Source organism: Teredinibacter sp. KSP-S5-2 (assembly GCF_032773895.1).
GTDB lineage: Bacteria > Pseudomonadota > Gammaproteobacteria > Pseudomonadales > Cellvibrionaceae.
In genome coordinates, this window is record NZ_CP120416.1 from 836,297 (window position 1) to 862,756 (window position 26,460).

30 protein-coding genes are annotated in these 26,460 nt (G+C 41.0%); 24 read left to right on the top strand and 6 right to left on the bottom strand.

Going from position 1 to position 26,460, the window contains the following annotated elements:
* Window positions 1-133 precede the first annotated feature (133 nt).
* The 17 genes from P5V12_RS03865 (at window position 134) to P5V12_RS03945 (ending at window position 11,517) form a co-directional block, all read left to right on the top strand.
* Window positions 134-682, top strand: a complete 549-nt coding sequence (locus P5V12_RS03865; protein WP_316955921.1) for a hypothetical protein — start codon at window positions 134-136, stop codon at window positions 680-682.
* A 139-nt stretch (window positions 683-821) separates the two neighbouring features.
* On the top strand, window positions 822-1,367 hold the full coding sequence (locus tag P5V12_RS03870) for a hypothetical protein (protein WP_316955922.1): 546 nt from the start codon (window positions 822-824) through the stop codon (window positions 1,365-1,367).
* 313 nt (window positions 1,368-1,680) lie between these two features.
* Window positions 1,681-2,088, top strand: coding sequence for a hypothetical protein (locus tag P5V12_RS03875; RefSeq protein ID WP_316955923.1), 408 nt, complete (start codon window positions 1,681-1,683; stop codon window positions 2,086-2,088).
* 200 nt (window positions 2,089-2,288) lie between these two features.
* Window positions 2,289-2,777: a hypothetical protein gene (locus P5V12_RS03880; RefSeq protein WP_316955924.1), complete on the top strand. Its 489-nt coding sequence runs from the start codon at window positions 2,289-2,291 to the stop codon at window positions 2,775-2,777.
* 231 nt (window positions 2,778-3,008) lie between these two features.
* Entirely contained in the window at window positions 3,009-3,554 is a 546-nt protein-coding gene (locus tag P5V12_RS03885; RefSeq protein ID WP_316955925.1) for a hypothetical protein, read from the top strand.
* Between the two features lie 151 nt (window positions 3,555-3,705).
* Window positions 3,706-4,251 carry a hypothetical protein gene (locus tag P5V12_RS03890; protein WP_316955926.1) on the top strand — a complete coding sequence of 182 codons (546 nt, stop codon included), beginning with the start codon at window positions 3,706-3,708 and terminating at the stop codon, window positions 4,249-4,251.
* 311 nt (window positions 4,252-4,562) lie between these two features.
* Entirely contained in the window at window positions 4,563-4,700 is a 138-nt protein-coding gene (locus tag P5V12_RS03895) for a hypothetical protein (protein WP_316955927.1), read from the top strand.
* Window positions 4,701-4,721: 21 nt separating this feature from the next.
* A complete protein-coding gene (locus P5V12_RS03900; protein ID WP_316955928.1) occupies window positions 4,722-5,114 on the top strand; it encodes a hypothetical protein in 393 nt (130 codons plus the stop codon).
* Window positions 5,115-5,385: 271 nt separating this feature from the next.
* Window positions 5,386-5,883: a hypothetical protein gene (locus tag P5V12_RS03905; RefSeq protein WP_316955929.1), complete on the top strand. Its 498-nt coding sequence runs from the start codon at window positions 5,386-5,388 to the stop codon at window positions 5,881-5,883.
* A 2,419-nt stretch (window positions 5,884-8,302) separates the two neighbouring features.
* Window positions 8,303-8,668 carry a hypothetical protein gene (locus P5V12_RS03910; RefSeq protein WP_316955930.1) on the top strand — a complete coding sequence of 122 codons (366 nt, stop codon included), beginning with the start codon at window positions 8,303-8,305 and terminating at the stop codon, window positions 8,666-8,668.
* Window positions 8,669-8,827: 159 nt separating this feature from the next.
* Entirely contained in the window at window positions 8,828-9,130 is a 303-nt protein-coding gene (locus P5V12_RS03915; protein WP_316955931.1) for a hypothetical protein, read from the top strand.
* A 6-nt stretch (window positions 9,131-9,136) separates the two neighbouring features.
* Window positions 9,137-9,370 carry a hypothetical protein gene (locus P5V12_RS03920; RefSeq protein ID WP_316955932.1) on the top strand — a complete coding sequence of 78 codons (234 nt, stop codon included), beginning with the start codon at window positions 9,137-9,139 and terminating at the stop codon, window positions 9,368-9,370.
* Between the two features lie 46 nt (window positions 9,371-9,416).
* Window positions 9,417-9,560 carry a hypothetical protein gene (locus P5V12_RS03925; protein ID WP_316955933.1) on the top strand — a complete coding sequence of 48 codons (144 nt, stop codon included), beginning with the start codon at window positions 9,417-9,419 and terminating at the stop codon, window positions 9,558-9,560.
* A 261-nt stretch (window positions 9,561-9,821) separates the two neighbouring features.
* The gene (locus tag P5V12_RS03930) at window positions 9,822-10,136 is read left to right on the top strand and encodes a hypothetical protein (RefSeq protein ID WP_316955934.1); all 315 of its coding nucleotides are present in this window, start codon (window positions 9,822-9,824) and stop codon (window positions 10,134-10,136) included.
* 109 nt (window positions 10,137-10,245) lie between these two features.
* Window positions 10,246-10,572: a hypothetical protein gene (locus P5V12_RS03935; protein WP_316955935.1), complete on the top strand. Its 327-nt coding sequence runs from the start codon at window positions 10,246-10,248 to the stop codon at window positions 10,570-10,572.
* 151 nt (window positions 10,573-10,723) lie between these two features.
* Complete coding sequence (locus tag P5V12_RS03940; protein ID WP_316955936.1) at window positions 10,724-11,068, top strand: hypothetical protein; 345 nt, start codon at window positions 10,724-10,726, stop codon at window positions 11,066-11,068.
* 245 nt (window positions 11,069-11,313) lie between these two features.
* Window positions 11,314-11,517 (top strand): DUF3565 domain-containing protein, encoded by a 204-nt coding sequence (locus tag P5V12_RS03945; RefSeq protein WP_316955937.1) that lies wholly within the window; start codon window positions 11,314-11,316, stop codon window positions 11,515-11,517.
* Between the two features lie 72 nt (window positions 11,518-11,589).
* On the opposite strand, the gene P5V12_RS03950 is transcribed toward P5V12_RS03945, so the two are convergent.
* The 4 genes from P5V12_RS03950 to P5V12_RS03965 form a co-directional block, all read right to left on the bottom strand.
* The gene (locus P5V12_RS03950; protein WP_316955938.1) at window positions 11,590-13,491 is read right to left on the bottom strand and encodes a serine hydrolase; all 1,902 of its coding nucleotides are present in this window, start codon (window positions 13,489-13,491) and stop codon (window positions 11,590-11,592) included.
* A 371-nt stretch (window positions 13,492-13,862) separates the two neighbouring features.
* Complete coding sequence (locus P5V12_RS03955; protein WP_316955939.1) at window positions 13,863-14,336, bottom strand: GNAT family N-acetyltransferase; 474 nt, start codon at window positions 14,334-14,336, stop codon at window positions 13,863-13,865.
* A gap of 111 nt (window positions 14,337-14,447) precedes the next feature.
* On the bottom strand, window positions 14,448-15,128 hold the full coding sequence (locus tag P5V12_RS03960) for a VWA domain-containing protein (RefSeq protein ID WP_316955940.1): 681 nt from the start codon (window positions 15,126-15,128) through the stop codon (window positions 14,448-14,450).
* Between the two features lies 1 nt (window position 15,129).
* Complete coding sequence (locus P5V12_RS03965; RefSeq protein ID WP_316955941.1) at window positions 15,130-16,614, bottom strand: hypothetical protein; 1,485 nt, start codon at window positions 16,612-16,614, stop codon at window positions 15,130-15,132.
* 415 nt (window positions 16,615-17,029) lie between these two features.
* Here P5V12_RS03965 and P5V12_RS03970 point away from each other — a divergent pair, with 415 nt between their 5' ends.
* Complete coding sequence (locus tag P5V12_RS03970) at window positions 17,030-19,639, top strand: cadherin-like beta sandwich domain-containing protein (RefSeq protein WP_316955942.1); 2,610 nt, start codon at window positions 17,030-17,032, stop codon at window positions 19,637-19,639.
* 3 nt (window positions 19,640-19,642) lie between these two features.
* On the opposite strand, the gene P5V12_RS03975 is transcribed toward P5V12_RS03970, so the two are convergent.
* The gene (locus tag P5V12_RS03975; RefSeq protein ID WP_316955943.1) at window positions 19,643-20,413 is read right to left on the bottom strand and encodes a hypothetical protein; all 771 of its coding nucleotides are present in this window, start codon (window positions 20,411-20,413) and stop codon (window positions 19,643-19,645) included.
* A 72-nt stretch (window positions 20,414-20,485) separates the two neighbouring features.
* Here P5V12_RS03975 and pdxH point away from each other — a divergent pair, with 72 nt between their 5' ends.
* The 4 genes from pdxH to P5V12_RS03995 are packed head-to-tail and all read left to right on the top strand — an operon-like array spanning window position 20,486 to window position 24,121.
* The gene (gene pdxH, locus P5V12_RS03980) at window positions 20,486-21,121 is read left to right on the top strand and encodes a pyridoxamine 5'-phosphate oxidase (protein ID WP_316955944.1); all 636 of its coding nucleotides are present in this window, start codon (window positions 20,486-20,488) and stop codon (window positions 21,119-21,121) included.
* An 8-nt stretch (window positions 21,122-21,129) separates the two neighbouring features.
* Window positions 21,130-22,131 carry an NAD(P)H-quinone oxidoreductase gene (locus P5V12_RS03985; RefSeq protein WP_316955945.1) on the top strand — a complete coding sequence of 334 codons (1,002 nt, stop codon included), beginning with the start codon at window positions 21,130-21,132 and terminating at the stop codon, window positions 22,129-22,131.
* On the top strand, window positions 22,128-23,594 hold the full coding sequence (locus tag P5V12_RS03990) for an NAD-dependent succinate-semialdehyde dehydrogenase (RefSeq protein ID WP_316955946.1): 1,467 nt from the start codon (window positions 22,128-22,130) through the stop codon (window positions 23,592-23,594). Before P5V12_RS03985 ends, P5V12_RS03990 begins: the two co-directional genes overlap by 4 nt.
* Window positions 23,595-23,608: 14 nt before the next feature.
* Entirely contained in the window at window positions 23,609-24,121 is a 513-nt protein-coding gene (locus P5V12_RS03995; protein WP_316955947.1) for a shikimate kinase, read from the top strand.
* A 391-nt stretch (window positions 24,122-24,512) separates the two neighbouring features.
* Here P5V12_RS03995 and P5V12_RS04000 read toward each other — a convergent pair whose 3' ends face one another.
* Window positions 24,513-25,001 (bottom strand): Lrp/AsnC family transcriptional regulator, encoded by a 489-nt coding sequence (locus P5V12_RS04000; RefSeq protein WP_316955948.1) that lies wholly within the window; start codon window positions 24,999-25,001, stop codon window positions 24,513-24,515.
* 188 nt (window positions 25,002-25,189) lie between these two features.
* Here P5V12_RS04000 and P5V12_RS04005 point away from each other — a divergent pair, with 188 nt between their 5' ends.
* Both P5V12_RS04005 and P5V12_RS04010 read left to right on the top strand, forming a co-directional pair.
* Window positions 25,190-25,645, top strand: coding sequence for a DUF2799 domain-containing protein (locus P5V12_RS04005; RefSeq protein WP_316955949.1), 456 nt, complete (start codon window positions 25,190-25,192; stop codon window positions 25,643-25,645).
* Window positions 25,645-26,451 (top strand): DUF3450 family protein, encoded by an 807-nt coding sequence (locus P5V12_RS04010; RefSeq protein ID WP_316955950.1) that lies wholly within the window; start codon window positions 25,645-25,647, stop codon window positions 26,449-26,451. Before P5V12_RS04005 ends, P5V12_RS04010 begins: the two co-directional genes overlap by 1 nt.
* Window positions 26,452-26,460 lie beyond the last annotated feature (9 nt).

Below are 26,460 nucleotides of genomic sequence, written 5' to 3' on the forward strand. Positions count from 1 at the left end.
TCTAAAGTGAAAATAGTCTTGAGAAAGGCGTTCGTAAATGTAATTAGTTCTGATATAAGTTAATTATTTTTTAATTACGAAAATGGTTTGTGGGGACGGAATAATTCAAATTATAATTTCTGTTGGTGACTAAATGAAAACAATGTTTCTGTTTTTTCTGGTTGTATTTATTAGTTCCTGTGGTGCGCAGGCTAAAAATTCGTTTCAAAAAAATAGTGCCGAAATTGTTGCTTTGATTAAAGTTTGCTCTGGTAGTTTGTCTAACAGCAAGTATTCTATCTTTGGAAATGTACTAGGTAGCTCGGAAGGTGGTAACAAGTTAGAAAAAGTAAATATAAAGTTTAGCAAGGATGTCATGTTTCAATCTCCCAGCCGCATTGGGGGAGTATTTCTCACTAATCTTAACTCCACAGAAAGTGGACATTTTGTGCCAAACCATTCCTTCTTATCGATTATTGAAGTTTCATCCGTTTTCTCCGGGAGGCCGGACATTGCTCTAGTGCTGGAAAAGTTGGGTTTGGCTAAAGGGTTCTACTTTAAGAAGCAAAGCTATTATTGGTATCCAGTCGCTTGTGAAAACAACAACAATGATTTGGTATGTAAAGAGGCTCTATCGATACTAAAGGCGGGGCTGGAATCTATTGATGACGTTGTGATTGAGAAAAGCTGTAAAGCTGAATAGCTTCGTCAAAATACATATCCATAACGATTTTATATAGAGCAAATAAGTAGTTTAAGGACAGCAGGTTTAGGGAGCTGAATTATTCTAATGGTAACTGGACTTCTCTTTCTGGTCGGTTTACTCAATAAGGATCCAATGTATGAAAGTATTTATGCTAGCAAGTTATGTAGGGTTGGTGTTGTTCTCATACAGTTTGGCGAGCTGGTCAAGTGACATGGAATACAGCAAGGCGACAGCCAAAGAATACTTGGGTAAAAGTAATCACGTTTATCTTGGTATGAAAGTGGGAGGGTATTCAGCCATTTATGATTTGGAAGATATAGCGAATGAGTATTTTAGTGAGGATGAGTCTCTTAACGCTCGATCCGAATTGCTGAAAGATAGGCGTGAAAAAATTCTAATTCTAAGATCTTATGTTGATCATGGATATGCCCCTGGGAATGTAGTCGACTTTGTTTACGAATCAGAAGAGCTTAGTAATCTTAAGGTTGGTCAGAAGTACTATTTATTTTCAAGTACTGGTATCAACAAAATCCCGCTCATATATGGTAAGTGTGATTATTTTTTGAATGACAGGGTTGGTTTAATGAAAAATGAAGGTCTTCAGGAATTAATTGATTCAATAATAGAAAAAGGTTCTTCTTCTTGTTTGTGGAATGTTGAATATGATGATAAAAAAGAATAGAGGGCAAACCCAAATTAAAAATAAAAATCCCTAATTCAAGCCAAGAACGGGATTTGAAAAAATATTCGTAAGAGTGTTTAGTTCTGGTACAAGTTGTAATTGTTTTTAGTTGGGCCGGTTGCCAGCTGGTAGCTGGCCTTTTTTTATAGGCTCGGAAGGCTCCTGGGGGAATGGATATCAGAAGCAAGGTAAATAACTACAGGCTCTATAGGAGCTATTCCCTTTGCTAAATATCACAAGATCAATGGGTGCCTAGGAACTCCTAAGGGGTCTTTTAAATATTATGATTTAAGTGCCGATAAAGTTCATGATTATGGCAGCCTATAAAAAGAGTGAATTATTGATGAAAAAGAAGCTGGTTTTTTTATTTACGTTAGCCATTATTTTTCCGGTGTATAAACTTATGGCTACTGAATTGGCAAAAAATAAAGTGAGTAAACCTCCCGTTCATTTTGATCAAAAAGTATTTGATCAGGTTGAAAGTAGTGGTGTTGTCTCGGTGAAAGCTTTAGATGCAATGAACGTTGCATTAAATGAGTTTAAGGCGATACGAGGGGTTGATTCTAGTGATTATTACATCGTTAAATCCGAATCACTGGATAATATTTATAAAGTGTTCTTCCTTATTCCAAGAAATAAACCAGTCGTTGGTGGTGGAACGGTTATCTATGAAATAGATAAAGTTACGCTTAAAGTTGTTTCTAAGGAAATGTTGAAGTAAACAGAGAATGGGGGGCAGACCTGTCCTTGGCTAATTGCTAATTCAAGCCAAGGATGGCAGCCGAAAAAGGCCTCGGTAGTGGGTTTTTTATAAATCACAAGAAAGTAAAATGTGACATGGATAAAAAGATCGTCTTGTTTATGTGTGATAATGCGATGACATGCAAGATAAAATAGTAAGGTATATTGTTTGGGTGGCTTATGACATATTTAAAAATCATATGTTTAAGTGTTTTTATTGTTCTTGTTTCGTGCTCAGATAAAGAGGGTGAAATAGAAACGTTTTATAGGTTATTTTCTGTTGATAATTATCGTCAGCTAATTGAGATTGATGGTGTTTTGAAAGGGAATAAAGAATCGATAAGGATACGTTTTTCTGGTGAGGAAATTATATTTTCTACAAAAATGGGGGATGTCCCAAAAAGCATTGCTCCTAGTGATATAGCCCGAGTGAAAGAATTATTGCCAAAAAATGGAAATATGAGATACCTAAGCACAGAAAAACTATTTTCTTTTGGGGTAAACAGATCCTCTAAGTGTGGGGGGATGAATTGTATGATAGATGTTGTTAGGTATAAAAGTAATGTGGTAGATGCTGAGTGCGGCCAGATTGATCCGGGAAGTAATTATATTTGTATGAAACCTTTATATAAAGACATGTATCTACGATACCATTATCTTACTTTCTAACGAGGAATAATAAATTTCGGGCAGGTTCTGTCTTTGAGGAATTTCTATTTTATTTCAAGGTCGGGAGTTCAAAAATTCCACGACACTAGTTTTTTTGCGAGTAATCAGAAAGCTTAAGTGTGTTTTTTGACGGTGTATGGGAGATTTTCCATTTTCGCTGAATGACAGCGGTGTTGATTGTGATGATCCTTAAAATAATTTGACTTTCGACTTTCTAAAAAAGGGGCTGGGTTGTCTAAGGGGAAACTAACTAAATTTCTTCCATTTGTTTTGTTAGTTATTACAGGGTGTGCGAATGCAGGGAAGCCTTGTGCAAATAATATCTTAGATGAAAAAAGTGTTGTTTGTGTTAGTGAGTACGCAAGAAACTCTAAAAACGATCTTAAAACTGTATACCCAATAGTTGAGCGTGGAATCAAAAGCTCGGTGTCTTGTGATCGATGGGATTGGTTAAATCTGACCTACCGTATGTCAAAGGTTCAGCCATATAAATTAAACTACCCATTAATCGAAGAGTATGCTGAATCAGGCGTTCGGTTCGCAATGTACTTGATGGCGGCTAGAGAAGTGAAAGGATTAGCTGAATCAGAACTAAAGTCTCTGGTTTACTGGTCTTTGCTGATTAGTATAGGTAAGCCCCAGAATAATCCTCATATGGAAAATGTTGCAAGTATTAGAATGATGGCGATGAATGAGTTATCGAAGGAATCTATTGCTAAGGTTATACAGCGAGTTGTGAAGGGTTACCCTTATAGAAAAGACGATCCGTGCCTTTGATGCCAAATTTAATTTATCAAATATAGGGTGTTCGCCTGGGATTTTGCTTCGGTTAGGGTGCGGGATGCTTTCACGAGGTTGACACCGATGCTCAGAGTGGTTGTGTATACCAACTTATCTGATACGAAATCAACTGAGAAATGAGTTACCTATGACAATTGTAAAAAATAGATTTATTTTGTTGGGAGTGCTGCTTTTATCATCGTGTTCTTATGCCTCTGATAGTAGCTGTAAGAATAAGTTAGTTGATTCAACGGATGTGGCTTGCGTCTCGGAGTATATGACGTATTCAACGTTTGACGTGGAGAGCTTGATACCTGTAGTTGAAGATGGAATTTCAGGGAATACTCAATGTGATCGATGGGACTGGGTATACTTGTCTTATGAGTTATCCAAAAAAGAAGGATATACTTTAAATTACGATTTTGTTGAGGAGTTTGCGTTAGAGGGAGTTGAGTTTGCTAAATATTTGATGGTCAATCGTAGTCTTGAAACTCTATCAAAAGAAGAGTTGTCCAGTGTTTTATATTGGTCTCTAGTTTATAGTTTAGATAAACCCCAAAATACTAAACTACTTGGTGACCTCAGCGAAAAAAGGGAGTTGATTTATTCCAAGGTTACTAAGAATGAAGTGCTGGATGTTGTTCGGAAAGTGGTGAATGATTATTACTATATGAAGACTAATCCATGTAAATAGGATTTTCTTGGCGAATTACTATTTCAGCCCAATGATGGGAGTTTAAAAAATATTCATAAGTGTGTTTAGTTCTGATATAAGCTAAGTGAGCTTGCCGGTGGTAAGTTTGCCAATGGTGCGAAAATCGCGGCATTTTCGCATGTGTTTAACTATGAATCGTCAAAAAATGCATCACAATTGGGCATGAATTAGTTCATGCAAAACAATATTCAATTGGTGGAGTTTTTCTCACTTCAAATGCTATTCGTGAGGTATCAGCATACGACTGGGAAATGAGAAATATAGGAAGGACGGGGTTGAGTGCTAGTGAAATGAATAGGGCTTTACTAACTCAATGGTACGATAGGAAAGGCGTTCTGCAGCATGATGGGATGGTGAATTTCTATCAAGAATTAACTGCGGATCAAGTTCGGACTTTTGAAAGTGGTGCATATCGAGTGGACTTGTAGAAATAAGGAAAGGACTGATTTATGAAATTAATGTTTCTTTGTGTTGTACTTCTTTTTTCTTATCCTGCACTCGCTTGTAAGTGTGGAGGTGTTAGAGGAAATGTAGAAAAAATAGTATATGCGCGGGTTATGTCTACTAAATATGTAGAGAAAAGTAGCGTGCCTGAGTCATATGTAAAAGTAAAATATAAAACCATTCGTGTTTTTAAGGGAGAGAGTAATAAAAAAGAAGTATTGAGAGAAAGTTTAGGTACTTGCTCTATAGGTGTTAGGGCTGGCAGAGAGTATGTGTTTTATATTCTAAAAGATGGATCAACATCTATCTGTGATGGAAGTAAAGAAGTGTTAGGGTGGACAGATTGGGGTAAGGATATACTTGAAAAGGCTCGGCTAGATGGAAAAGAAATAAAATAATTTAAAAATAGGGGGGGTACACGCTGTCCTTGGCAAAATACGAATTCAAGCCAATAATCGACGAAGAAAAGTCTACTTAATTGGCTGTTCTATCCTGGTTAAATAATAGTTGAACCGATTGTGGTAATCCCTAAATTGATCAAGCTTTCGTTGTAAATATTGGTTGCTTAGGAATGGTGTTTTGGTCTATTCGGCCCCTTCTGACTGTGCCGATTTTATTGGGTAGAAGGTGTTATTGAATAATAAGCGTCCATTCAAGGAGAGTATGCTTATGAATCTAACTAAGTATCCATTTTTAACTGTCATTTTTCTATTGATAGTTAATTCTTCTAACTCTCTGTCATGTGATTTGGATATTAAGCCCGTATTGGAGCTAAGTGAAAATGGCTCCGAAGTAATAGTAATAATGAAGAATGAAGGCTTATCTGATTTCAGAATTGCTAATAACTTCGAGGTGGGAGGTAAAAATAGTATTAGTCCTCTAAAACTAGTAATAAAAAATTTAGAAGGAGCGCTGAAGGAAGTTGATGGTGTTATAGATACAGGAGTTCCACGGAATATAATCAATATTAATCGTCGTCACTTTTACGGGAAGAGCTTTAGTCTTGATGATATAAAATTCTTTTTTAATATAAAGCCAGGTAGTTATAAGATTAAAGCAATCTATCAAGATAGGCTGGCAAAAGAAGAATCATGTGATCTGGTTTCTATGGTTGAGTCAAAATGGATAGACGTTAGCATTGTCGGCACAATGAACTACACAGAGTAATTCAAGGTGAAAGTTGTAAAGTAAGTTGTTGATAATAGGGGGTAAGCAGATGAGTGTGGTGTATGGAAAACTAAGCTATCTGATTAGGTGTGATAATGTAACCTCTGAGATGAAAAGGTTGGCATGGTTCTATTGGCTCTTTGATTAATAAAATGGTTAACTTAGTTGAACTTTTGTACTTTTTAAATATTCCGATAATGCTTGTTTATTGGGCTGGAGTCCTTGTCTTTGATTTTCTGTTTATCCAATTTTTCATCAGAAGATGGCCTCATGGGCTGCTTAGTTATAAGTTTTCAGAAATACATGCTGTAATTGGTATTTTTTTTCCTGTAATTATTTTGATTAACTTGCCTGAAAGTAGTATGAGTATATTTGAAATAGTTCTTTTTTTTGCCGGTGCAATTTATAGCTATTTTTTAAGAATTAGAAGGGCGGGGTAGCTATATACTCGAAAGGTTGTTGTCCTTGCCTTCAGCCCAAGTCTGCGAATATAGCTTTCCCTCGAATGCCCAATAAAATCGCGAGTTTTTTATCTATCTACGAGTGGTTTTTCTTTCAGGCTGAGTAAGATAGTAACGAGTAATGTCTGGGTTGTTTGATTTGTCGGATGCGGATGATAATCGAGATCTTTATGTATGCATTATAAGAGTGTTCGGGCATAATTAGAAAGAAATTTCAAGATATTCAGCAAAGCAAATTAAATTAAAAACGCCTTGTGAAACCTATTGACTTTCATTAAATGAAGAAATAGCCGCCATTTTCTCTTTTTTTTAGTCAATACTGGTGGTGTTGGCGTTTGTAATGTAGAAAATATGAAACCGTGTTAAATATGAGGCAAAAAAATGCACGGTTTAAAATGCTTTCAGAAAATCCTTTTTATCCTGTTCTTATGGTTGTTATTGGTGACTTGTCACTACCCCAATAATCAGACAACGCAATTTTCCGGACTGTCACCTGTGTTGTCGTCTTGCCCCGGAATGCATAAGCAAAAACTGCAGGTCAGGGGGCAAACTCTCTTGAAACATTATATTGGATACCTGTTTATAGCGAGTTACTAACCCAGTAGTGAGTTACTAACCCAGGCTGTTCAGAATGCGCATTCTGTAGAAGGGTGAGAGATGGGGGGGAAGGCATGGATTTAATTTTCCCATGTCCAATATCCGCAGGTTGACTTATAAAATCAATTCTATTGGGAATAGACATTTTTACGAGAATGAGGTCTAATGAGACGCAGAAAATGAATTCTGTGTTTTTCCAAGCGTTAGAAAGTAAGTCACTGAAAGCCAAGGAAAAACTGTCTCCTCATGGAGTGCATAGAAGACCGGGATAGCTCCGCTATGTACTCAGACAGCTTTTCCCCACCTTTGAGCCGTTCTTAAACGGACTTTCTGTTTGTTAACGCATTGAATTCCAATAAAGAATTTATGAGTGAGAATCATTCTTATCCAAATATATAAGGAATTCTGTTTAATACAGGTAGCCACATAAGGATTAATTCTGGTGAAGCGAGAAGTCATATTTATCCCTAGTTGTGCTGCCCTCGGTAGGTATTCACCTCTATTTCTTCACTTTAATATTGACGTGAATTTTACATCGTTTAAATTTTTTATTGGCTAGGTGTTATAGCTTCATTTTTCCTAAAAGGTATATTGGATACATAAAGTAAATAAAAACTAATACCTACTAGTGACAATAAATACATGAAATTTGGAGATCCTAGTGAAGGTAATGTATCAGGCCTATCTACGGGAGGTTTATGTGGGGAAGGTCGAGTTTTTTTAAAAAATATGGAGTAATTATTAAAAATGAAAAAAAATCTATTGTTGTTTTTTGCAATTATCTTTTCAGTTGAAGTATATGCGGCAGGACCACAATGTTCTACGAAAGTAACTACTACACGTGTTTCTAGTTCGGGAGGTTTGTATTTGTCTGCTGAGTCTATTTCTAATGGCCAATATATAGCCCTGTGCAGTGTCGCTAGTCCAGTGAATAATGTAGCTGTAGATACTTGCAAATCGTGGTTAAGTATCTTGCAAAGCGCTCAAGTCTCAGGGCGAAGTGTCATGGTTTCATACAAATTCTCTCCAGAGATTGCATCATGTAATGAAGTGCCTGTGTCAAGCCCTCCATCGCCGTATTTTGTTCAGTTAACACAATAGGGTTGTAACAAAATGGTTAAGAAAGCTTGGCTTGACGATACGTTGCATTACTCGGCTTAGGCCGCGTATCCGATCTCTATTCATTTTTTATAGCAGATTGTCATAGGTGTAGGCCATAAAACGAGTAAGAATTAGTTTTAACTAAGAAGTGGTTGGCAGAGATAGGTAAGTGTGTTTATTTATTAATCTGCTAGATTGTTCATCCTTTCGGGGTGATGTGGGGCGTCAGTCCATTACGAGGTGTATAAAAGGAGTAATTGATGAAGAAGCTGGTTTTTTTCGTATTGTTTTTCTTTTCACTTGGTGTACGTGCAAATCCTATAAATATTGATGGTGTGGAGTCATATTTAGGGAAAATTGATAGTGTGGCTATGGGTTTTTTTGCCCATGCTGCTGTCGGATTGCCTTCGGACACAACGTGCAAGGGTAAGAGAATGATTGTATTGCTGAAAAGTAATGCAAATTTTGATTATATTTATTCAACGCTGTTAGCTGCTGTCGCATCCAAATCAGATGTTCACCTCTATCGAGTTGCTGCGGGTTCGGTAACCTTTGGTGGAACAGAGTATTGTGCGATTAATGAGGCCGCGTTTGGTCGCTTTCCTTCGTGGCCAGTGGGCTCATAACATTTTATTGGGGTGTTAAATATAAATGTATATCGTTGTTGTTTTTTGCTTTTTATAATCTTTCCTATTGAGGAAATAAAGTTTGCCGTAATAGAAAAAATGCGGATAGAAGACTTGGTTTTATATATGGCCTCGATCATATAACGGATAGGAAATCGTGTGAGAAAACTATTGCTATTAATTATATTGCTTTGTTCGAGTGGTTCTTATGGCGCGGGGAATGTTGAGGTTACAGTAACTGATGTAGGTATTAAGTGGGGCAAGGCTTGTGCGTTGTTGAGTAACGGAGATAATATTTTTATGGACCTGGCTACAGAAACTGGTAGGGCTGAGTATTCGACTGTGTTGACTGCATTTGCAGGGGGCCGGTCTTTGTTAGTGTATATTACTGATAACACTATTCCGTCTATCTGCAATGCTGCTTTTGTAAAACAGCACGGTATGATTGTGCTTATTAAATAGGTTTCAATGGTGAATGCAGTTTCTCGTGTTGTAACCGATGGGGTTTCTTTTGTATATACTAATCTGGGGGGAGTTTTTATATATTTTAAAACTGGTTTTAAAGTCGGTTTTTCGGCGGAGTTTGAACCGATGTTCTCTCTTCTGTTTGGATATGATCAGGATATAACATATATTGCTTTAGATGTGGTTGCAGTAGTTATCATATGTTTTTTGATAAAAAAGATTAAGATGAACAAGTAATGCAGCGGATGAACCCTTGTTTAATACTATAAATATAGGAGAACTTATGTTCAGGAAATTATTTTTTTTATTTGTAGGGCTTGTGCTCTCCTCTGTTGCTTTTGCAGAGCATGCTAACTGGACAGCGGAAGTGACATCGGTTATTTCTCGAGATAGTGGCGTTGTTGCTGTAACCCTGGAAAATCCCTAGGCACCGAATCCTGCTGGTGCGGTTTTTAATTGCGAAGCATCTATTGTATACCTGGGCTCTAAAACAATAGAGTCTCATGCCGCTATGGTATCCACTGCGTTGATTGCCTATACAGCAGGTAAAACAATAAGAATAGGCGTATTTGGCACCGGTAATGAATGTGTCTCAAACTATTTGACGTTAAAGCCTTAGTCTTTAACAAGATAATAGATTTTACTCGCGTTAGGTAACGATCCTTTATTTGAATATGTGGAGTGATTGATGAAAGTTAGGCTGTTTTTAGTATTTTGGCTGGTTCTATTTTTGAGTAATTTTTCCCAGGCCGCCTATCCAAAAGTGGAGGTTATTCCTGAGAGTTGGATATTGGAAAATTATGTTGGAGATAATGACAATGTTAAAGTTTGGAACTCTGGGTCGAGCTGTTCTGGGAAGTTGCAGTTTCCTTCCAATTCAACGCAAGGAGATATCGATCGGTTTTGGTCGACTGTCTTGGCAGCCAAATTAGCAGGGAGAAAGATATTTGTTTACTATATTCCTGGTGAGTGCAATATTAAGAGTTTTGGTATGGTGCAATAATCAAAATTACATAACCTATACCGTCCATCGTTTTTTATTTGGCCTTAGGTCTCATTGAAAAGTCGAGCATGTTTTGGGCGCTACGCCTCATAATTTAAAGGAGTTTTTTATGAATGTGTTTTTGTTTTCCTGTTTGTTTTTCTTTTCTCAAGTAGCTTTTTCAGTGAGTCAGAGTGTTCCCTCTGATCGATCTGTTTCGTTGTTGGTGGCTTATGGAGATATAGTGGTGGTCCAGTTTTCTCCGTCGTTTGAAAACACCCAGAACTGCAGTAGTTCGAGTCAAGTTACAGCTCAGTTGGATTTAAATGAAGATCCTCACAAAGCTTTGTACTCGACTTTGCTAATGGCATTTGCATCGGGTAAAAAAGTTGGTTTTGGGATTGAAGGCTGTTCTGGTCAGTATCCGAAGATCTATCGTGTCGACGTCAAGAGTTAGACGTAACAGAAATATGGCCGAGTTGGTCGAGATAAAAAGTCAAAATATTTCTTAAGCGTTCTTTGGCCTTGCTAAATGCTATGGCTGGCACTAAGGGGCGGCTGAATGGCCCAACCGCTAGTAATTAAATTTGCCAAAATAAGGAGAGGTAATGAGAATTGTATTTGTTATATTTATATGTTTTTTAAGTATGAATTGTTTTGCTGCATGGAAAAATGTAGGCGGAAAGGTAAAGTCAATAACTACATATGCAACAACGGAGACGATTCTAGTTACAATAAGTAGCCATGGCGAGGATGTTCCTGAATGTTCGAATAAATCTGTCTTTGCCATTAGTAAGGATATTTCATCTGAAGCAAGAGCGAGAATGTACTCCATGCTGTTGGCTGCTAGAGCAACTGATCGTAGTGTGACGTTAGCATACAATCACGAAGGTAATTGTGAACCATGGGGTTCAAATCAAGATGCCTATCGGAGAATTACTCGAATGTACTAGTACTGATTAGTACATCAATAGGTAATAAAGTGAATACATACTCCTCTGAGATCGGTGGATTCAAGAATGTGTCTCAAGTTATATTTACGAGCCAACAGTATGGCTAACAAGTTGCCGCAGAGAGTAATGTATCACTTGTTCCCGCTTTACTAATGTTTTTATTTCGAGTACTTGCTTATTGAAAGATATAGGTTTTGATGTAAATTCCTGGTTCTTTGAAATCGGGAGGCTTTAGTGAGATGAATATGAAGCAGACAATTGTGGGTTATCACAAAGACGAAGAGGGTGACTGGGTGGCAGAATTAGAGTGTCGGCATTTTCAGCATGTGCGTAATAAGCCGCCGTTTATTAATCGTCCCTGGGTGGAAACAGAATCTGGTCGGGCGTCGATGTTAGGAGAGCTGCTCAATTGTGTAAAGTGCGATAAGGCTGAGCCTAAAGATCACTGATGTGGTGTTTGGCTTTTTCAATAAGTTTTTTTAAAGAGCGACAGAAATTCTGTCGCTCTTTTGTAGGTTGTTTTACTGGCAATTACCAAGGTTGGTCCAAACTTGCCACTGGCCAGAGTTTTGCTCTGGGTTTTGATTTTGTGTCCACCAGTTGGCTTCGTATTTAACATTGTTGTACTGGACTAGTGTTCCGCCAGAGTATGCTAAATTACTGTTCCATACTTGCACACCGGAACAACTTACACCGCCCGAAGAACTTGAGCTTGTGCTTGAGCTAGAACTGGAGCTAGAACTAGAAGAGCTGGTTGTCCAAGCCGAAGCGGGGAGTGATGCGATTAGGGTTTCCAGGTTTCCATCGAAGTGTGGTTGAACGAGTACATTGTTGCTGTATTCATTCATTGGCATAGTGCCCTGGTTAAAGAATGCCGCATAGGTTACTAACGTTCCAGGAACAGGTTCCATGGCAAAAACTACAGTTGCGGTGCCTGAAAAGCCACCCCAGAAACGTATTCCACGGGTGTTGTAAGTGGAATCGTTGTGAGCGTGTTGTCGGAATGAAGCATAGGCACTTGTGGTAGATGCTAAGCCCAGTTCATCGTCTAAGTGAACCCAGCGGTCTGTTGGTGTTTCAAAGGTTGCATACCAGGGTTCACGCAGTTCGTTATTGCTGTAATAGACTCTCTCGTTCAGACGCTCGTGGGCAACAAAAATATCCTGATCTTGGAAAAACAGCCCGTTGCGTAAGTAACTGAGAATACCTCCCGTATTTACCTCATCAATGGTGTAGCGCAATAATGTATAGCCTGAGTTGGAATATGGTCTGGTCCAGCCTGCGGGCAACGTGCCTGGGTCATTGCGTAGAGGTTGGCTGTATAACCAGCGCATATTATCGCGAGCGGTAATGGTGTCAGCGGTTACACCGAGCTGTTGGTAGTAACTGGCGCTGCCATCAGGAAGGTTATCCGGGAACCAGGCAAGGTGATCCCTAACGTTGCCGACGGTAATGTTGTTAGTGCGATAATCCAGTGTTGTACCTGGTAGTGGTGTTAAACCGAGGTTGGCCAGCATTGGAAAAATTGGCGTGCTGTTGGTAATTGGCGTGTTGGTTGCCGGGTTGGTTACGCCATCGTTGATCATTTTTTGAATCGCATCGCTAGCGATAACTTTATCTAAGCTGGCCATACGAAACACAGCATCGTTTTGTGTTGGTCGGGTGAACTCTTTATCCATGTAACCGAAGCCGTAGGAATAAATAATTTCCGATTGCGTTCCGCTGTGAATACCAACCGAAAGCGAGCCTGCGCTCACTCCAAATTTGCTCATTTGATCTTGAACATAGGTGGTGAGTACATCAAGTTCAGGGTTTAATGTAAAACCTGATGCGGGAATATTCGCCATTTTTTCTTCAAGTACAAAACCCAGGTCGAAATATTTACCGCCACCTGTGTCTTCTACTTTTACTGCAATTGTATTTTGGCCTGCGACCAGTGTGTTACGTGCTTCGTCGGATATGCCTAAATAACGGTATGTATGAGACCATTGTTTAACGTATGTTGCTTCAACGCCATTAATATAAATTGTGACGTAATCATCCCATCTTGCCCAAAGCATTAAATTGGGAATTTGTTCTGCGGTGACGTTAAAAGTGCCACGGAGCCAAAGAGTGGATGCGTTTGCAGGCCAGGGTGTTGATTGCGTATCGCCAGGTGATGCTCCACCGCTATAAAAGCCGGCGGTTCCTGTTAACCAGCTTGATGAATCAAATGCGCTTGTATTCCAGTTACTCGCCGGTTCTGTACTTGTATAGTCCCACAAAATGCCATTGGCCCCTTTGGGGATAACGTAATTGGTGGGTTCATTGTAATAGCCGTCGACTTGAGAACGGTCTAAAGCATATGAAAGTGTTGAGCATAAACCAACACCGGCGAGGAGTAGTGAAGGATTAATAAATACTTTAATTATTTTTCCTAGCATAGTATTTCCTTTAAATTTTTTGTTACTGTTATTCGTTTAATTATTTTTATTAAACGGTGTGCTGAATAACCGACAAAATCCAATGAATGAATACAGGAAAGTTTTTTAGTGAATTTAACGTAGGGATAAGAAAGATAGAACTGTTGATATTTTTTTATCCATAAAAACTGGCTCCTTTATTCACTGCCTTTTATTCAGCAATGGAAAGTATATCCAATTCAAGGTCAGAAGAATGTTACTTTGTTTGTGTTTTTTTTAAGGCAGTTTAAATAAATAGTGATGTATTCATTAAGCCTGCGCGTTTTGTTGGTTAAATGTAAAAATCGATCGGGTGTGTCTGCGCAGTTGTTGTTCCATTGATTTGCAGTCGATTAACATCGGTGGGCTGGCTTTTGTTCTAGCTCTTTTACATATTCCATTGGTTGGTAGGCTAAGCCTTCTTTTTCTTCGGCTTTCCCCGCAATACTAAATCCCATTTTTAAGTAGAAGGGGACGGCATTTAGAGAGGCGCGCACGGTAATTAATTGTGCCGGGCAGAGTTGGCTGACATGTTGCCACAGTGCTTTGCCGATGCCGGAGCGATGTTGGTGTGGTTCAACGAACAGGTGTACTAAGTGACCAGTGTATTTTAGTGAGATATAACCGAGGATTTTTTCACCGTCTGTGCAGACGTAATTATAAAAGGTGTCCGAGCTGAATCGCTTGGCAAAGTAGGTGGGGCTAAAGGTATTGATAAACCAACTTGGTAACTCTGTTTGTTCTTTACCAAGAAATATATCGGATTGGCCGGTTACCAGTGTGATAATTTGTGTGATGTCTTCCAGTTGCGCTGCCCGAATGTCCACTCTGTCTCCTTTGAGGGCGTATTTTTTGACCCCGAGTGTGCGGGTTGCACACCAAACAGCCAAAAGATAGCAAAAAAAGGGCCCTAAGGCCCTTTCAATTCTTCAGAATTGTTACAGAGTTATCGCTTCGGGTTTGTCGAGGTCGTTAATCACTGTCCACCGACCGCCTCCTTGCTCGACTTTGTAGCGCCAGTATTCCACTCGATCCAGGTATTCCTGGGGGTTCAGGTTATCCGCACGCAGTTTGGTGACGTTTAGTGCTTTTACCTGAAACCCGTCCAGGGGCATATCAAATTCACGAACATACCCTTTGGGTAGATCTTCCTTCAGATCGGAATAGATCATAATGGTTTTTTTTGCCACACTGGCTTCGTTCAGATGTTCAATTGCTTGAAGCAAACCGCCGGAAATATCGGTATAGGCGCTGCTTTTTACCTCTTGAACAAAGGCGTCTATCGTGGCTGCGAACTCCCGTTTTTGTTTGTTGGAAACAGAGGGGCGGGCATCCAGAACTACTTTGGCAACAATGTCTTTTTCGCTGAAGCTGGCGCTGTCTATGCGTGCCACAGTAAACGTATCACCGGGTTCCATCATGGCTAACATGTAGTTGATGATCTGTTTGGCTTTGGATAGCTCCTGGGTGTATGTCCCGGAGGTATCCAGCAACAAATAGATGCCCTGCGAATACTGCTTGGTTTGGGTTTCTTCGCCACAACCTGTCACAAGGGTAAGAGCAAGAACTAAACCGAGTAGCCGCTTCCAACTGTGTTTGTTTAGGATATTTGCTTTCATATTAATTTCTCCCTCTTGCTGTTTCGCGAGACGTTGTATCCTGGTACGACGCAAACTCATCCTGTTCTGATGAAGTTCGGGTTTGTTGTGTACGTTTTAGCACCATGCTTTCTATCCATAGTGGTGCAGCGATCAAAATGTCGTATGCATGAATCACAACTTTACCCGTGTACCGAACCGTTGTTGCAACGACTCGAAGTACCACAGCGATGCTGTTGAGTACCCATTCCAGCAGACCACCAATGACTGTGCGGCCAGTTTGCAGCATATATTCCAGCGGTATAGCAACCATGGTCAGCGCTAACGGCAAAACAAAACCAAGAATCATGTTTGCGGTAAGCGGTATCCACTCATTGATGCCACCGCTGTGTACCTGAGTGGCTTCGCTGCCGGACAGTGATGCGCGCAATGCAGCCAGGTCGCCGGCAATCTGGTCACGCATAAATGCTAAGGCGGCTTCTGTACCAGCTAGAATCAGGAGCACGGATGCTGCTGCATATAAAATGAACCGACGTACCTTGTCGTCCATGGACCCGATTAATGGAAAGAGTTTGGTGATACGCAAGCTTTCCAGTAAGAAGATACCCGCAGTGACTTCCAGACAAATAATGACCAGCGCAGCCAGGTCAGCCACTTTTACACCGCCAATGCGTTGCAACGACCCCACCATTTCCGACATGGGTAAGGCAATCAGGTGGAAGTTAAAGAAGGCTCCACCTGCGGCAATGGCAATCACGATTGAGGCAATGAGAAACTGTGTAATGGCAGACGCTTTTAGCGATTGCTCTGCTTTATCTGTGCCGTGAACAATTTCGTCAAACTTCTCCATATGCATGTCGATGTTTTGACTGCGGGTAACAATTTCTTTCAATCGAACACCGACTTCGTCCACGCTATAGGCGAGTTTGCGCCAATAGGGGGTCATCGTCTTCAAGCTCTTGTTACGCGCGCTTTTTTCTTCGCGGTATGCCTCCAGGTTTTCCTTATATTGCTGTTGAACAGACTGGTGAATCTGTTCCAGTATTTTGCTGTTCAGCGACGGGTTGTTGTCCGTGTTTTTGATTTTGCTTACCGCTTCAACCGCATCCACCCAATCCGGGGCGGCCATAGGAACTTCTTTGCTTTGTTCGTAATCGTCCTGAATTTGAGAAATCTGCTCGCTGATTTGTCTTTGCAGCTGAGGGTATCCGCCCAAGTCTTTTTGTACGAACTTGCTGATCTCGAAAAACTCTTTTTCCAGATCCCGTTCAGTGTGCTCTCGTCCCAAGTTGAGCAACACATCGCGGTTGCGTTCTCTGAGTTGTTTGCGAGCGTGAACCAATGCCACTGAGCCCAGACGCAGGCCTGAGTAGAGACTGCCAAATAGCGCGCGAATGGCTTGATGTGCTGCGCTGCGTGAGAAATACAGTACGACAACTGCAGTGAGGAACCACAGGATGAAGCCTCCTGTCGTGGAAGGCAGTAATTGATTGAGTATTTGAGCCATGAGCTTAACCTCTTGTTGTCTTTCTTATGGCCTGTGTATTCAGGCCTGAGTCGAGAGCGTTTACCTGACCTTGCTCTGTTTTTTCTCTTCCACGGTTCTTTGGGAACGATGGTGATACTTGTCATTAAACAGGCAAAATGTGGCCAAAACCGGGCGATATTGGCGTCGAGTCTGATCAAAGATGTGCAATTATGGCGAAATGTGGCAAGGCTAACTTTCTGAAATATAAAGAGTTTTTAATCTAAGGAACTATTTGTTATGTGAGTAGATCGAAGACCAGTCGATTGGGGGCTTGGTTTAGGGGGTTAGCATTCACTTTACTCCTTACAAGAATGTCTGTACCTTGTCCCGCCTGCGTGGAAATACACGCAATGGTTGTAGTGAAAAATATCAATGAAAATCAGGTTTTACGGTGATGTCGCGAACAATTCTCAATACGTCTTGGATGTTAACTCTGCTCTCGTTTTTGGTGCTGGCTGGCTGCGGTGGCAGTGGTGGCGGTGATGCTGAAACCGGGTTAACAAAGATTCCAGATTTAACATTGAGTAACCTGGATGTGCGTGCCGGCGACCAAAGTTTGCTCGATTTTAAGCAAGGCGAAACTGGACCATATGAGCTGTCTGTGGATAGTTCTGTGAGTTCGATCAGTATTTTACCCACAGCTAATTCCAGTAACGTAAAGATTTTAATTGCTACGGTGTCTACGGAGCTACTTAATAACGGAAAGCTGGATACCATAATTATTGATGAGATTGAGGTTCAATCTGGCGAGCAAGGTTTACGCGATGTACAAGACGGTGACAACACCTATATGGTTACCGTGGTGGATGCCAGTAATACCTATCGTTTGGAATATCGAATTAAAATTCACAAAGTGAGCTCTGACGCTGGTTTACAGAACTTGTTGATCGACTCCAATGGTTTCTATCAGGGAAGTTTAAAGGTGACAGCATTGTCTGAGTCTTTGAATTTTAAAACGGCAACCAAGCAATATAAACTGGAAACTGATTTTTCTTTTTGCTCTTTAAAAATAAAACCTGTGCTCTCCGAACCTCGAGCAAAGATTTGGATTAACGGTCGGCGCGCATATCATAAAGAAATTTCGCTAACTGATCTGCCGAAGTATGGCAGTAGTTCTAATCAATTTAATGTATTTGACTTAACTATTCAGTCTGAAGATAAAACTCAAACTGAAACTTACACTATTAACGTTGAACGTAAGCCATCTACGACTACGGAGTTAGCTAATCTCCCCACTTTGGAATCTCTTTCCGTAGAAAATAGCACTTTGACGGCTCCTTTTACCTGTACTCGTCGCCAGGTTGGTGCTGTTGTCAGTAATACTGTTGCAACAACAGGTTTAACTGTCGTTCCAACTTCATCATCTGCAACAATAACTATCTCTAAATATGAAGTTGATGAGAATGGTGCCGTAAAACTGGATGCCAATGATGATCCGGTTTATGTTTTTCAGGGTGAAACTTTGCCCGCAAATGAAGTGTACGCACTTCAGCTAGATCCAGGTCAAAATAGATATCTTATCCAATCTGTGGCTGAAAATTCGACTAGCGATACACCAAATATCATTACATATTCGTTGCTGGTGGTGAGATCAGATAATAACTGGTTAACTGTGGAAAACTCCACTCAGTTACAGCAGGCATTAATTAATGCAAGTGCAGGTGATGAAATCTTTCTGTTTGACGGAGAGTATCAGGGGGCAACGGATACCAGTGGAGATTCCTCTGCCTATTTTTATTCCGCTGCTAGCGGTACTGTAGATCGCCCAATTGTTATGCGGGGAGAAGTTGGTCGTAATGCTACTCTCATCGGTGACGGTGCAATTAATACCTCTGTCTTGAAGCTAACCGGGGACTACTGGCAGGTTTCTAATATATCTTTAGAGAATGGGGAAACGGGTTTACTCCTGGATTCCGCCAACCATAATGAAATAGATTACCTGAATGTCGTCAAGCAAACTGGAGCCGCTTTACGTATTCGAAACGGTTCGAGCAATAATATAATACAGAATTCAGAGTTCTCATCTTCATCGCAAGGCGCTGTTATAGGTTCTGATGATTCCCAGTGGACGACAGCTCCAACTCCGGGTGAATTTTTGCCTGAAAACACTGGTAACAAAATTCGATTAAGCACCTTCGGGCGAAATATATTGAATGAGCACGTGGTTGTGCATGAAGGGGTAGACGGTACTGTTATTGAGAATAATATTTTTGATTCTGCCATTAAGACCGGAGCAGCTAATGGCGAGACGGTTATTCGGAACTTGGGTAATAATACTGAAGTTCGCAATAATTCTTTTTATAACTCCACTGATGATGTGGAGTCACAGCAAGTAACTAATGTGGAGCCCGACGAAAGCTGGCATACAGAAACTTGGGCGACGAACTTGCAGGTTTTTGGCAATAGAGTAGATGTGGGCGGGAAGACATCAGACTTTATTAATAATCAATCGTCTCAACAAGTTTTAACGGGTGAAAACACTCGGTTGGATGGCGTATCTCTAACTAATGCAGGAGCGTTTTTCAGTGACACGTTGACCGAAAACTCATACAAATTACAGTCGGTATCCAATCCCACATTCTGTCTGGATTTGGGGGATATAAAGGATTCCGATACTGGTGATACATATCGAGGTGCGGTTTTTAATTCCTGTAGCAATGATACTACGCAGGTATGGCAATTTAAGCATGACGTAGATGGGCGGTTTCTACTGATTAATACCAGTGCGGAAGATAAAATGATTGCTCCTTCTGCAGCCAACTTTATGGCGGTATATCGTTTTCTTATTAGCTTCTCTAAAGCTTTGGAAAGTGAAAACAATTTCTATATGAGTCAGGCTCGTTGGTTGGTTGATTTGGATGCTGACTCGGTTACTTTGCGGAATAATCTCAGCTCAAGTTATGTGATTACACCAACCAGTGATATTGGTGAACTGACCCCGGTAGTACTTTCTGTAAATACCAATAGCGATACACAAAAATTCAAACTGATTGCGGTGCCTTAGTGGTCACCGCTTTTCTGCAATGCTGAAAAGCCAATTGTGGTTAACATCATCGCAGACGATTAGTTTTCTCCCGGCAAAGTAGCATTGTTCAATTGTGACGGTTACTGGCCGGGTATTCCTCTCTATTCGGTTGTGTTTTTTATCCTTCTTTAGAAATTCGTACATGGTTTCAAAACGTGTCGAAAAGCTTTTCTTTTCCGCAACAATTGTTTTGTAGGTCGCAACAAACTTGGTAAAGGTCATGGTGACTTCTGCCAGGCCGATTCCAATCATTTTCTCCAAGTAGTATGGGTATATTGAAGACAGATACTCCTGGTCTGATTTTCCTGTATAGATCGGGGATTTTTTTTCAGGCAGGTCCAGCCGATTGCTTTGAGATAATGCTAACTGGCTTAACTCGTTGTTGTTCTTGTTGGTAAGTAGTGTGTAGGTATTTCGATTACAGCGAATTGTGTTTCCGGTAAGCGAGCAATTAGATAGTTGGTTATCCTGTATTGGTTGGTCGGTTTGTGTATTCGTTTTGGCATTCGCTTTATCTGAACTATCTTTTGGTAGCTCCAACCCCATTTTCTTTAGGTGTGGTTTGAGAATTAATTTCTGAACCTTTGGGGGATTCTTACGAAATTCATAGATGTTGACCAAATTGGGTTTTGGATGTGTTTGACTTACCTGGCAATACAGGGTTTCCAGTTCTGTTTGTGGCGTAAAATTACACTCATTTGCCGAAGAAATAGTGGCGGCGAACATGAGCGAAAGTATTGTGCATGTCTTCATGGTTGAGTCGAACATCCCATATGTTTTTTATGTAATAATTTACGTTTGTGAACGATTATAAGGTTGAATGTCATGGAGCTTGAAGCTATCCGCAGAGAATATTTACAGGGTGGATTACGCCGGAATAATCTCAAAGACAATCCATATGAGCAATTTGAGTTTTGGATGCAACAAGCCATTGATGCCGAGCTGCATGACCCAACTGCAATGACCTTGGCTACTGTTGACAGCAGTGGCCAGCCCTCGCAACGTATTGTGCTCTTAAAACACCTTGATCAACAAGGCTTTGTGTTTTTTACCAACTATAACAGTGACAAGGCCAAAGATATTGCACAAAACTCAAAAGTATCTCTGCATTTTCCCTGGCATGTTCTGGAGAGACAGGTGAAGGTCTGTGGTAATGCAGAAAAAATTTCGCTAAAGGAAACCTTAAGTTATTTTGTGACACGTCCCAGGGACAGTCAAATCGCAGCCTGGGCATCTTCTCAAAGCAGCACGATTTCCTCTCGCAAAGCATTGTTAATGCAGTTTGAGTCAATCAAAAATAAGTTTAAAGCGGGTGAAGTACCGCTGCCTGATTTTTGGGGTGGTTATCGCGTAGTGCCCGAACTATTTGAATTTTGGCAGGGTGGTGGGGCACGATTACACGACCGTTTTCAATATCGTAGACAAGAGGGTGGTTGGCATATCGAGCGGTTGGCACCTTAGAGAAAAATATGAAAAGGGTCATTTGTGATGGTCACGGCGATGTCAGCGTTTTACGTCTTGAATCGTTTGAAGCCGAGCCATTGGCTCCCGGATGGGCAAGAATCAAAGTGGCCTACGCAGGGATAAATCGCCCTGACATTCTTCAGCGCCAGGGTGCTTATCCCGCGCCCCCTGGAGCTTCTCCTGTTCTGGGGTTGGAAGTCTCCGGTTGGATTGAGGAGATTGCCTCCGACACTCTAACTTCCTTTCAACCGGGACAAGCGGTATGTGCATTAACCAACGGAGGCGGCTATGCGAAACACGTGGATGTGCCTCTAGGACAAATTTTGCCTGTGAGCGGTGCGTTGACGCTTAAGCAGGCCGCAGGATTACCGGAGTCCATGTTTACTGTATTTTCCAACCTGATTGAACGTGGACGCATGCAGCCGGGGGATACTCTGTTGGTGCATGGTGGAAGTGGTGGTATTGGGTCAACGGCGATTCAAATGGCCAAGAGTTACGGTTGTCGTGTTTTTACCACCGCCAGCACGGATAAGTGTGATTTTTGTTATACCCTGGGTGCGGATGTTGTCATTGATTACCTGCGAGATGATTTCGTTCGCGTATGCAAGGAGGCTACCAATGGCCGGGGTGTAGATTTAATTTTAGATGTGGTCGGTGGCGATTATATTCAGCGTAATATTCAGTGTGCCGCCAACAATGGTCGAATTATCAATATTGCCTACATGGCCGGTTCCCGCGCTGATATTGATTTTATGCGAGTGATGTTGAAACGTTTAACCTTGACGGGTTCAACCCTGCGTTCAGAATCGTCACAATATAAACAACAATTACGTGACGGGGTTGAGCGTGTTTTCTGGCAGCATGTGGTGAGTGGAAAAATATGCCCCAGTATTTTTCAGGTATACAACATGATGGACATCGAAGCGGTGCAAAATGCCCATACCTGCATGGACCAGGGAAAACACACTGGTAAGCTTTTGTTAAAAGTTAGCCCGGAGGTGTCATGATACAGCTGAATAATTATGAGTTGCTTCAAAAAGGCTCGTATATAAGTGGGCAATGGTGCAGCGTTAGCGATGCCTTTTTCGATGTGATTGATCCCGCGACGGGTGCAACCATTGGCACGTTGCCATCCGCTACTAAAGCGCTTGTTCAATCAGCGGTGGACAGTGCGTATTCATCTTTGTCCTCCTGGCGCAGTAAGCCGGTTGTAGAGCGGGAGCATTTATTGCGAGCATGGTATGACTTGATTGTGGCAAACAAGGAGGATCTTGCTCGAATCATCACATATGAACAGGGTAAGCCGCTTGCGGAATCCAGAGCAGAAATTGATTATGGCCTGGCGTACATTCAGTGGTTTTCTGAACAGGCTAAACGTTTAAACGGTATTTTGTTACCGACTAAAAACCTGGCTCAGCGAGCAGAAGTCATATACGAACCTGTGGGGGTTGTTGCAGCGATCACGCCGTGGAATTTTCCATTTGCGATGCTGGCTAGAAAAGCCGCGCCTGCTTTGGCCTGCGGTTGCACGGTGATTGCTAAACCCGCTGAATCGACGCCCTTGACGGCTATTGCGATTAGTGAATTAGCCAGGCAGGCAGCTATTCCCGCGGGGGTGTTTAACCTTGTGGTGAGTAGTGAACCACAAATGGTGGGAGAGGTATTCACTGGTGATGAACGGGTTAAAAAAATTAGCTTTACCGGTTCAACCGATGTGGGACGATGGTTATACCAGAACTCCGCTCATTCAATTAAACGCTTATCCCTGGAGCTTGGTGGAAACGCACCTTTTATTGTTTTTGATGATGCGAACCTTGGTTTAGCTGTTGAAGGGGCGATGTTTGCCAAGTTTAGAAATACGGGGCAAACATGTATTGCGGCTAATCGTTTCCTTGTACATGAAGGCATCCATGATGCATTTTGTCAAAAACTGGTCGAACGAATAACATCATTAAAAATGGGGAAAGGATATGATCCATCTGTCGATCTTGGTCCCATGCACTCTCGGCATGAACGGGAAAAGGTTCAGTCTCTCGTTGAGAATGCACTTGGTGGAGGTGCGTTACAAATATCGATAAAAACGCCAGCAGAGAAAAATCTGGGTGAAGGCTTTTTTTATCCTCCAAAATTGATTCAAAATGTTTCTCCTGAAATGGCGATATTTCAGCGAGAGATTTTCGGGCCGGTTGTCGCCGTGACAAAGTTTTCTACAGAAAAGCAGGCTGTGGATTTGGCCAACAAAACCCCAGCGGGGCTTGCTGCCTATTTTTATTCGGAAAATGCTACTCGATGTGCCAGAGTTATTCCTCAACTAGAATTTGGCATGATTGGCGTAAACGATACGCGAATCTCCAACGAAATGGCGCCGTTTGGTGGCGTAAAAGCGTCTGGGGTTGGACGTGAAGGTTCGGAGTCCGGAATTATGGAGTATGTTGAAGCCAAATATTTGTGCCATGGTTTAACGCTTTAAATAGTGAGATAAATGTGAAAAGTTCGGTCATTTTAATCGGTATGCCTGGTGCTGGAAAAAGTACGGTTGGAGTATTATTGGCTAAGTACATGGCAAAAGCCTTTGTCGATACCGATATTCTGATACAGGAAGCGCTTGGCGAAACATTGCAGTCATATCTGGATCGAGAAGGTTATTTGGCACTAAGAGAAAAAGAAGAGGAGATTTTGGCTAAAGCCTGTTTCGATCATCATGTTATTGCAACAGGAGGGAGCGCTGTATATAGCGAAACGGGTATGTCGGCACTGACTCAGGTTGGTGTGGTTGTCTATTTAAGCATATCGCATAGCACTGTGAAGCAGCGAGTCAGTAACCAATCTACCAGGGGAATAGCCAGTCAGCCTGGAAGCTCTTTAGACGATATCTATCAAGAGCGGCTGTCTCTCTATAATAAATACGCTCAAATTACTGTTGTAGCTGATGGACTTACCCCGGATCTGGTTGCACAAGAAGTAATGGAAAAAATAAAGTCTATTCGGGCTGAGTAGGTTCTGTTAGTGGCATGATGGCGCGGAATAATGTGGGAAATGTATAAAGGTCAATTTGTTGACATTTTTAATGGTGGTTTTAAATGATAACCGCATCCGTTATTTCACTTTGTTCCATATTTGAATTGCGTTCTGGACTATATTTTTAATTAGTTGATGAGTTCTGTACTTCCTCCCCCAACTAACAGAATTCATGTATTCAACGTTAGTGTTTGTCCTAGTTTTTAGTCTTGTTTCTTGCCCACTTTTTTAGTGGGCTTTTTATTTTCAGCTTGCTATCCAGCGGCGTCCTCTATGAGTGTGATTACTTACTTCAGTTTAGCTTTTTGTATAGCATGATTTGTGGTGTAAGGTTGAATTCGGACTCGTGTCGAAAAACGGAAAAATACATTTAACTTCTGATGTTGTTTAAAGGCAGTTCCGTTGAATATTTAATTTGTTTTAGAGCAAAAACCGAATTTACTGAGTCAACGTTGGGTAGGTGAACCAAGGTGTTTTTTAATAATTTTTCATAATGATCAACACTAGACGTGACCACCTTAAGTAAGTAGTCCTTGTCTCCTGTGATTGAGTAGCACTCAACAATCTCTTCAACCACAGTAACGGAAGATTCAAATGCATTCAGGGAACTTTCGTCGTGTTTTTTTATTGTGATATAGGCGTGCACAGTTACGGCAAGATTTAGCTTATACGGATCAAGTAGCGTAACCCTGCCGCGGATATAGCCTTCTTCTTCCAGACGTTTAACTCTACGCCAACAAGGTGTGTGGGAGAGTCCTACAGCTTCGCCCAGGTCCGACATCGAAATTCCCGCATTTTTTTGCAGTGCGGAAAGTATTTTGATGTCGTATTGATCAAAACTTTTCGATATAACATTCATGTTTTTTATTCCTATTATTCCTTTTTTGGGGTTTTGCTAGATTGTTAACGTTATTTGACGCTTTGAAAAGTGATTTTTAGACAGTACGAAAAAAATTTTTTTTTTGTCGGGTACGAGGTATGTATTACGTGTTTAACTCTGTAAGCCAAAAATGTTATCGCCTTTTGCAGTTTTAATAGGAAAGAAAGATGTTGAATTATATACAGGTTGCTCTGTTCATATTGGGGGCGCTTTGCGCCAATTCTCTATTTGCTGGAAATTGTGATGAGATAGATTGGAAGCAACGTGGTATGGAAGAGGCTCAGGATGGGAATGACTTAAATTTACTGCGTAAATATAAGAAAACGTGTAAACCGAAGCTTACTCAGAACCACGTTAACTCGTATTTACAAGGATATGAGGCCGGTTTGTTCGTATTTTGTACTGCGGATAACGGATATGACATTGGGCTCAGCGGGAAAAAATATAACAATATATGTCCCGATGAGTTAGAAGAAGATTTTTTTGAAGGCTATAACAAAGGATTTGCCAGTTACCGGGTTAAGAGTCGCAATGACGATATTGCAGATGATAATAGACGGCGTGAAATGGAAAGAGCATTACGAAGAAAAGAGACCTCAAGAGAGATGGGGCAAGGTAAATAATGAATAATAACTATGTGATATTAGGAAAATTTTTATTCCTGTTTGGGGTTTTTCTATTAAGCCGTGTTGGATACTGTGATTCGGTTCATGGCTACGATAGTTTGGTGAAGAATTGGATTGATATCGAGAATCAGGTTAATACCCTGAATTCTGAATGGCACTTGAAGAGAAAGAGTATGGAAAACTATCTTTCTTTATTGGATGAAGAGGCCGCAGCGTTGAAACGAATTGTTGAACAAAATTCCGGCTTGATAGGCGAAGTTGAAGCCGAAAGATTAGATCTTGTTCAGCAAAAGAATGAAATGGAGAAATCTCAATCTGCATTAGAGGCGAAGGTTAGGCAGTCGTTGTTATCCATTAAGGATCTTGCGTTTCAGTTGCCACCACCATTGAATGCGGAATGGAATTCCAGGATAAATGAACTGGACGTTGATCTATCCAGTAATAGTGAAAAGCTTGACTTGATTGTCGATCTTCTAAAAAAAATGAACCATTTTGAATCTAGAGTGGTTTTGCATCAGGCTTCCATGAAAATAGAAACGTTAGATGTGCAGGTAAAACAGGTTTATATGGGCGTATCCCAAGGTTGGTATTCAAGTGATGATGGCGCCTTTTACGGTTACGGAAAACCCACCTCTGAAGGATGGAAGTGGTGGCACATGGAGAGTGCATCTTCAGAGTTAAATCAACAGCTTAACCCTAAAGATATTCTGGCTGTTATTAATATTCTGGAAAATAACTCTGAGGCTGAGTTGGTAACTTTACCTGTTAGCGTTAATGATAAGTTGTCCTTGTCACAAAGGTAGTTGTGAGTG

Bases quoted from the DNA above. Each gene is read 5' to 3' on its own strand.
- P5V12_RS03925 (WP_316955933.1), top strand. From the start codon at position 9,417: ATGTTCAGGAAATTATTTTTTTTATTTGTAGGGCTTGTGCTCTCCTCT.
- P5V12_RS03935 (WP_316955935.1), top strand. From the start codon at position 10,246: ATGAATGTGTTTTTGTTTTCCTGTTTGTTTTTCTTTTCTCAAGTAGCT.
- P5V12_RS04005 (WP_316955949.1), top strand. From the start codon at position 25,190: ATGTTGAATTATATACAGGTTGCTCTGTTCATATTGGGGGCGCTTTGC.
- P5V12_RS03950 (WP_316955938.1), bottom strand. From the start codon at position 13,491: ATGCTAGGAAAAATAATTAAAGTATTTATTAATCCTTCACTACTCCTC.
- P5V12_RS03945 (WP_316955937.1), top strand. From the start codon at position 11,314: ATGAAGCAGACAATTGTGGGTTATCACAAAGACGAAGAGGGTGACTGG.
- P5V12_RS03985 (WP_316955945.1), top strand. From the start codon at position 21,130: ATGAAAAGGGTCATTTGTGATGGTCACGGCGATGTCAGCGTTTTACGT.
- P5V12_RS03895 (WP_316955927.1), top strand. From the start codon at position 4,563: ATGAATAGGGCTTTACTAACTCAATGGTACGATAGGAAAGGCGTTCTG.
- P5V12_RS03965 (WP_316955941.1), bottom strand. From the start codon at position 16,614: ATGGCTCAAATACTCAATCAATTACTGCCTTCCACGACAGGAGGCTTC.
- P5V12_RS03930 (WP_316955934.1), top strand. From the start codon at position 9,822: ATGAAAGTTAGGCTGTTTTTAGTATTTTGGCTGGTTCTATTTTTGAGT.
- P5V12_RS03890 (WP_316955926.1), top strand. From the start codon at position 3,706: ATGACAATTGTAAAAAATAGATTTATTTTGTTGGGAGTGCTGCTTTTA.
- P5V12_RS03880 (WP_316955924.1), top strand. From the start codon at position 2,289: ATGACATATTTAAAAATCATATGTTTAAGTGTTTTTATTGTTCTTGTT.
- P5V12_RS03940 (WP_316955936.1), top strand. From the start codon at position 10,724: ATGAGAATTGTATTTGTTATATTTATATGTTTTTTAAGTATGAATTGT.
- P5V12_RS03990 (WP_316955946.1), top strand. From the start codon at position 22,128: ATGATACAGCTGAATAATTATGAGTTGCTTCAAAAAGGCTCGTATATA.
- P5V12_RS03905 (WP_316955929.1), top strand. From the start codon at position 5,386: ATGAATCTAACTAAGTATCCATTTTTAACTGTCATTTTTCTATTGATA.
- P5V12_RS04010 (WP_316955950.1), top strand. From the start codon at position 25,645: ATGAATAATAACTATGTGATATTAGGAAAATTTTTATTCCTGTTTGGG.
- P5V12_RS03970 (WP_316955942.1), top strand. From the start codon at position 17,030: ATGTCGCGAACAATTCTCAATACGTCTTGGATGTTAACTCTGCTCTCG.
- P5V12_RS03920 (WP_316955932.1), top strand. From the start codon at position 9,137: ATGGTGAATGCAGTTTCTCGTGTTGTAACCGATGGGGTTTCTTTTGTA.
- pdxH (WP_316955944.1), top strand. From the start codon at position 20,486: ATGGAGCTTGAAGCTATCCGCAGAGAATATTTACAGGGTGGATTACGC.
- P5V12_RS04000 (WP_316955948.1), bottom strand. From the start codon at position 25,001: ATGAATGTTATATCGAAAAGTTTTGATCAATACGACATCAAAATACTT.
- P5V12_RS03910 (WP_316955930.1), top strand. From the start codon at position 8,303: ATGAAGAAGCTGGTTTTTTTCGTATTGTTTTTCTTTTCACTTGGTGTA.
- P5V12_RS03875 (WP_316955923.1), top strand. From the start codon at position 1,681: ATGGCAGCCTATAAAAAGAGTGAATTATTGATGAAAAAGAAGCTGGTT.
- P5V12_RS03960 (WP_316955940.1), bottom strand. From the start codon at position 15,128: ATGAAAGCAAATATCCTAAACAAACACAGTTGGAAGCGGCTACTCGGT.
- P5V12_RS03975 (WP_316955943.1), bottom strand. From the start codon at position 20,413: ATGAAGACATGCACAATACTTTCGCTCATGTTCGCCGCCACTATTTCT.
- P5V12_RS03900 (WP_316955928.1), top strand. From the start codon at position 4,722: ATGAAATTAATGTTTCTTTGTGTTGTACTTCTTTTTTCTTATCCTGCA.
- P5V12_RS03865 (WP_316955921.1), top strand. From the start codon at position 134: ATGAAAACAATGTTTCTGTTTTTTCTGGTTGTATTTATTAGTTCCTGT.
- P5V12_RS03870 (WP_316955922.1), top strand. From the start codon at position 822: ATGAAAGTATTTATGCTAGCAAGTTATGTAGGGTTGGTGTTGTTCTCA.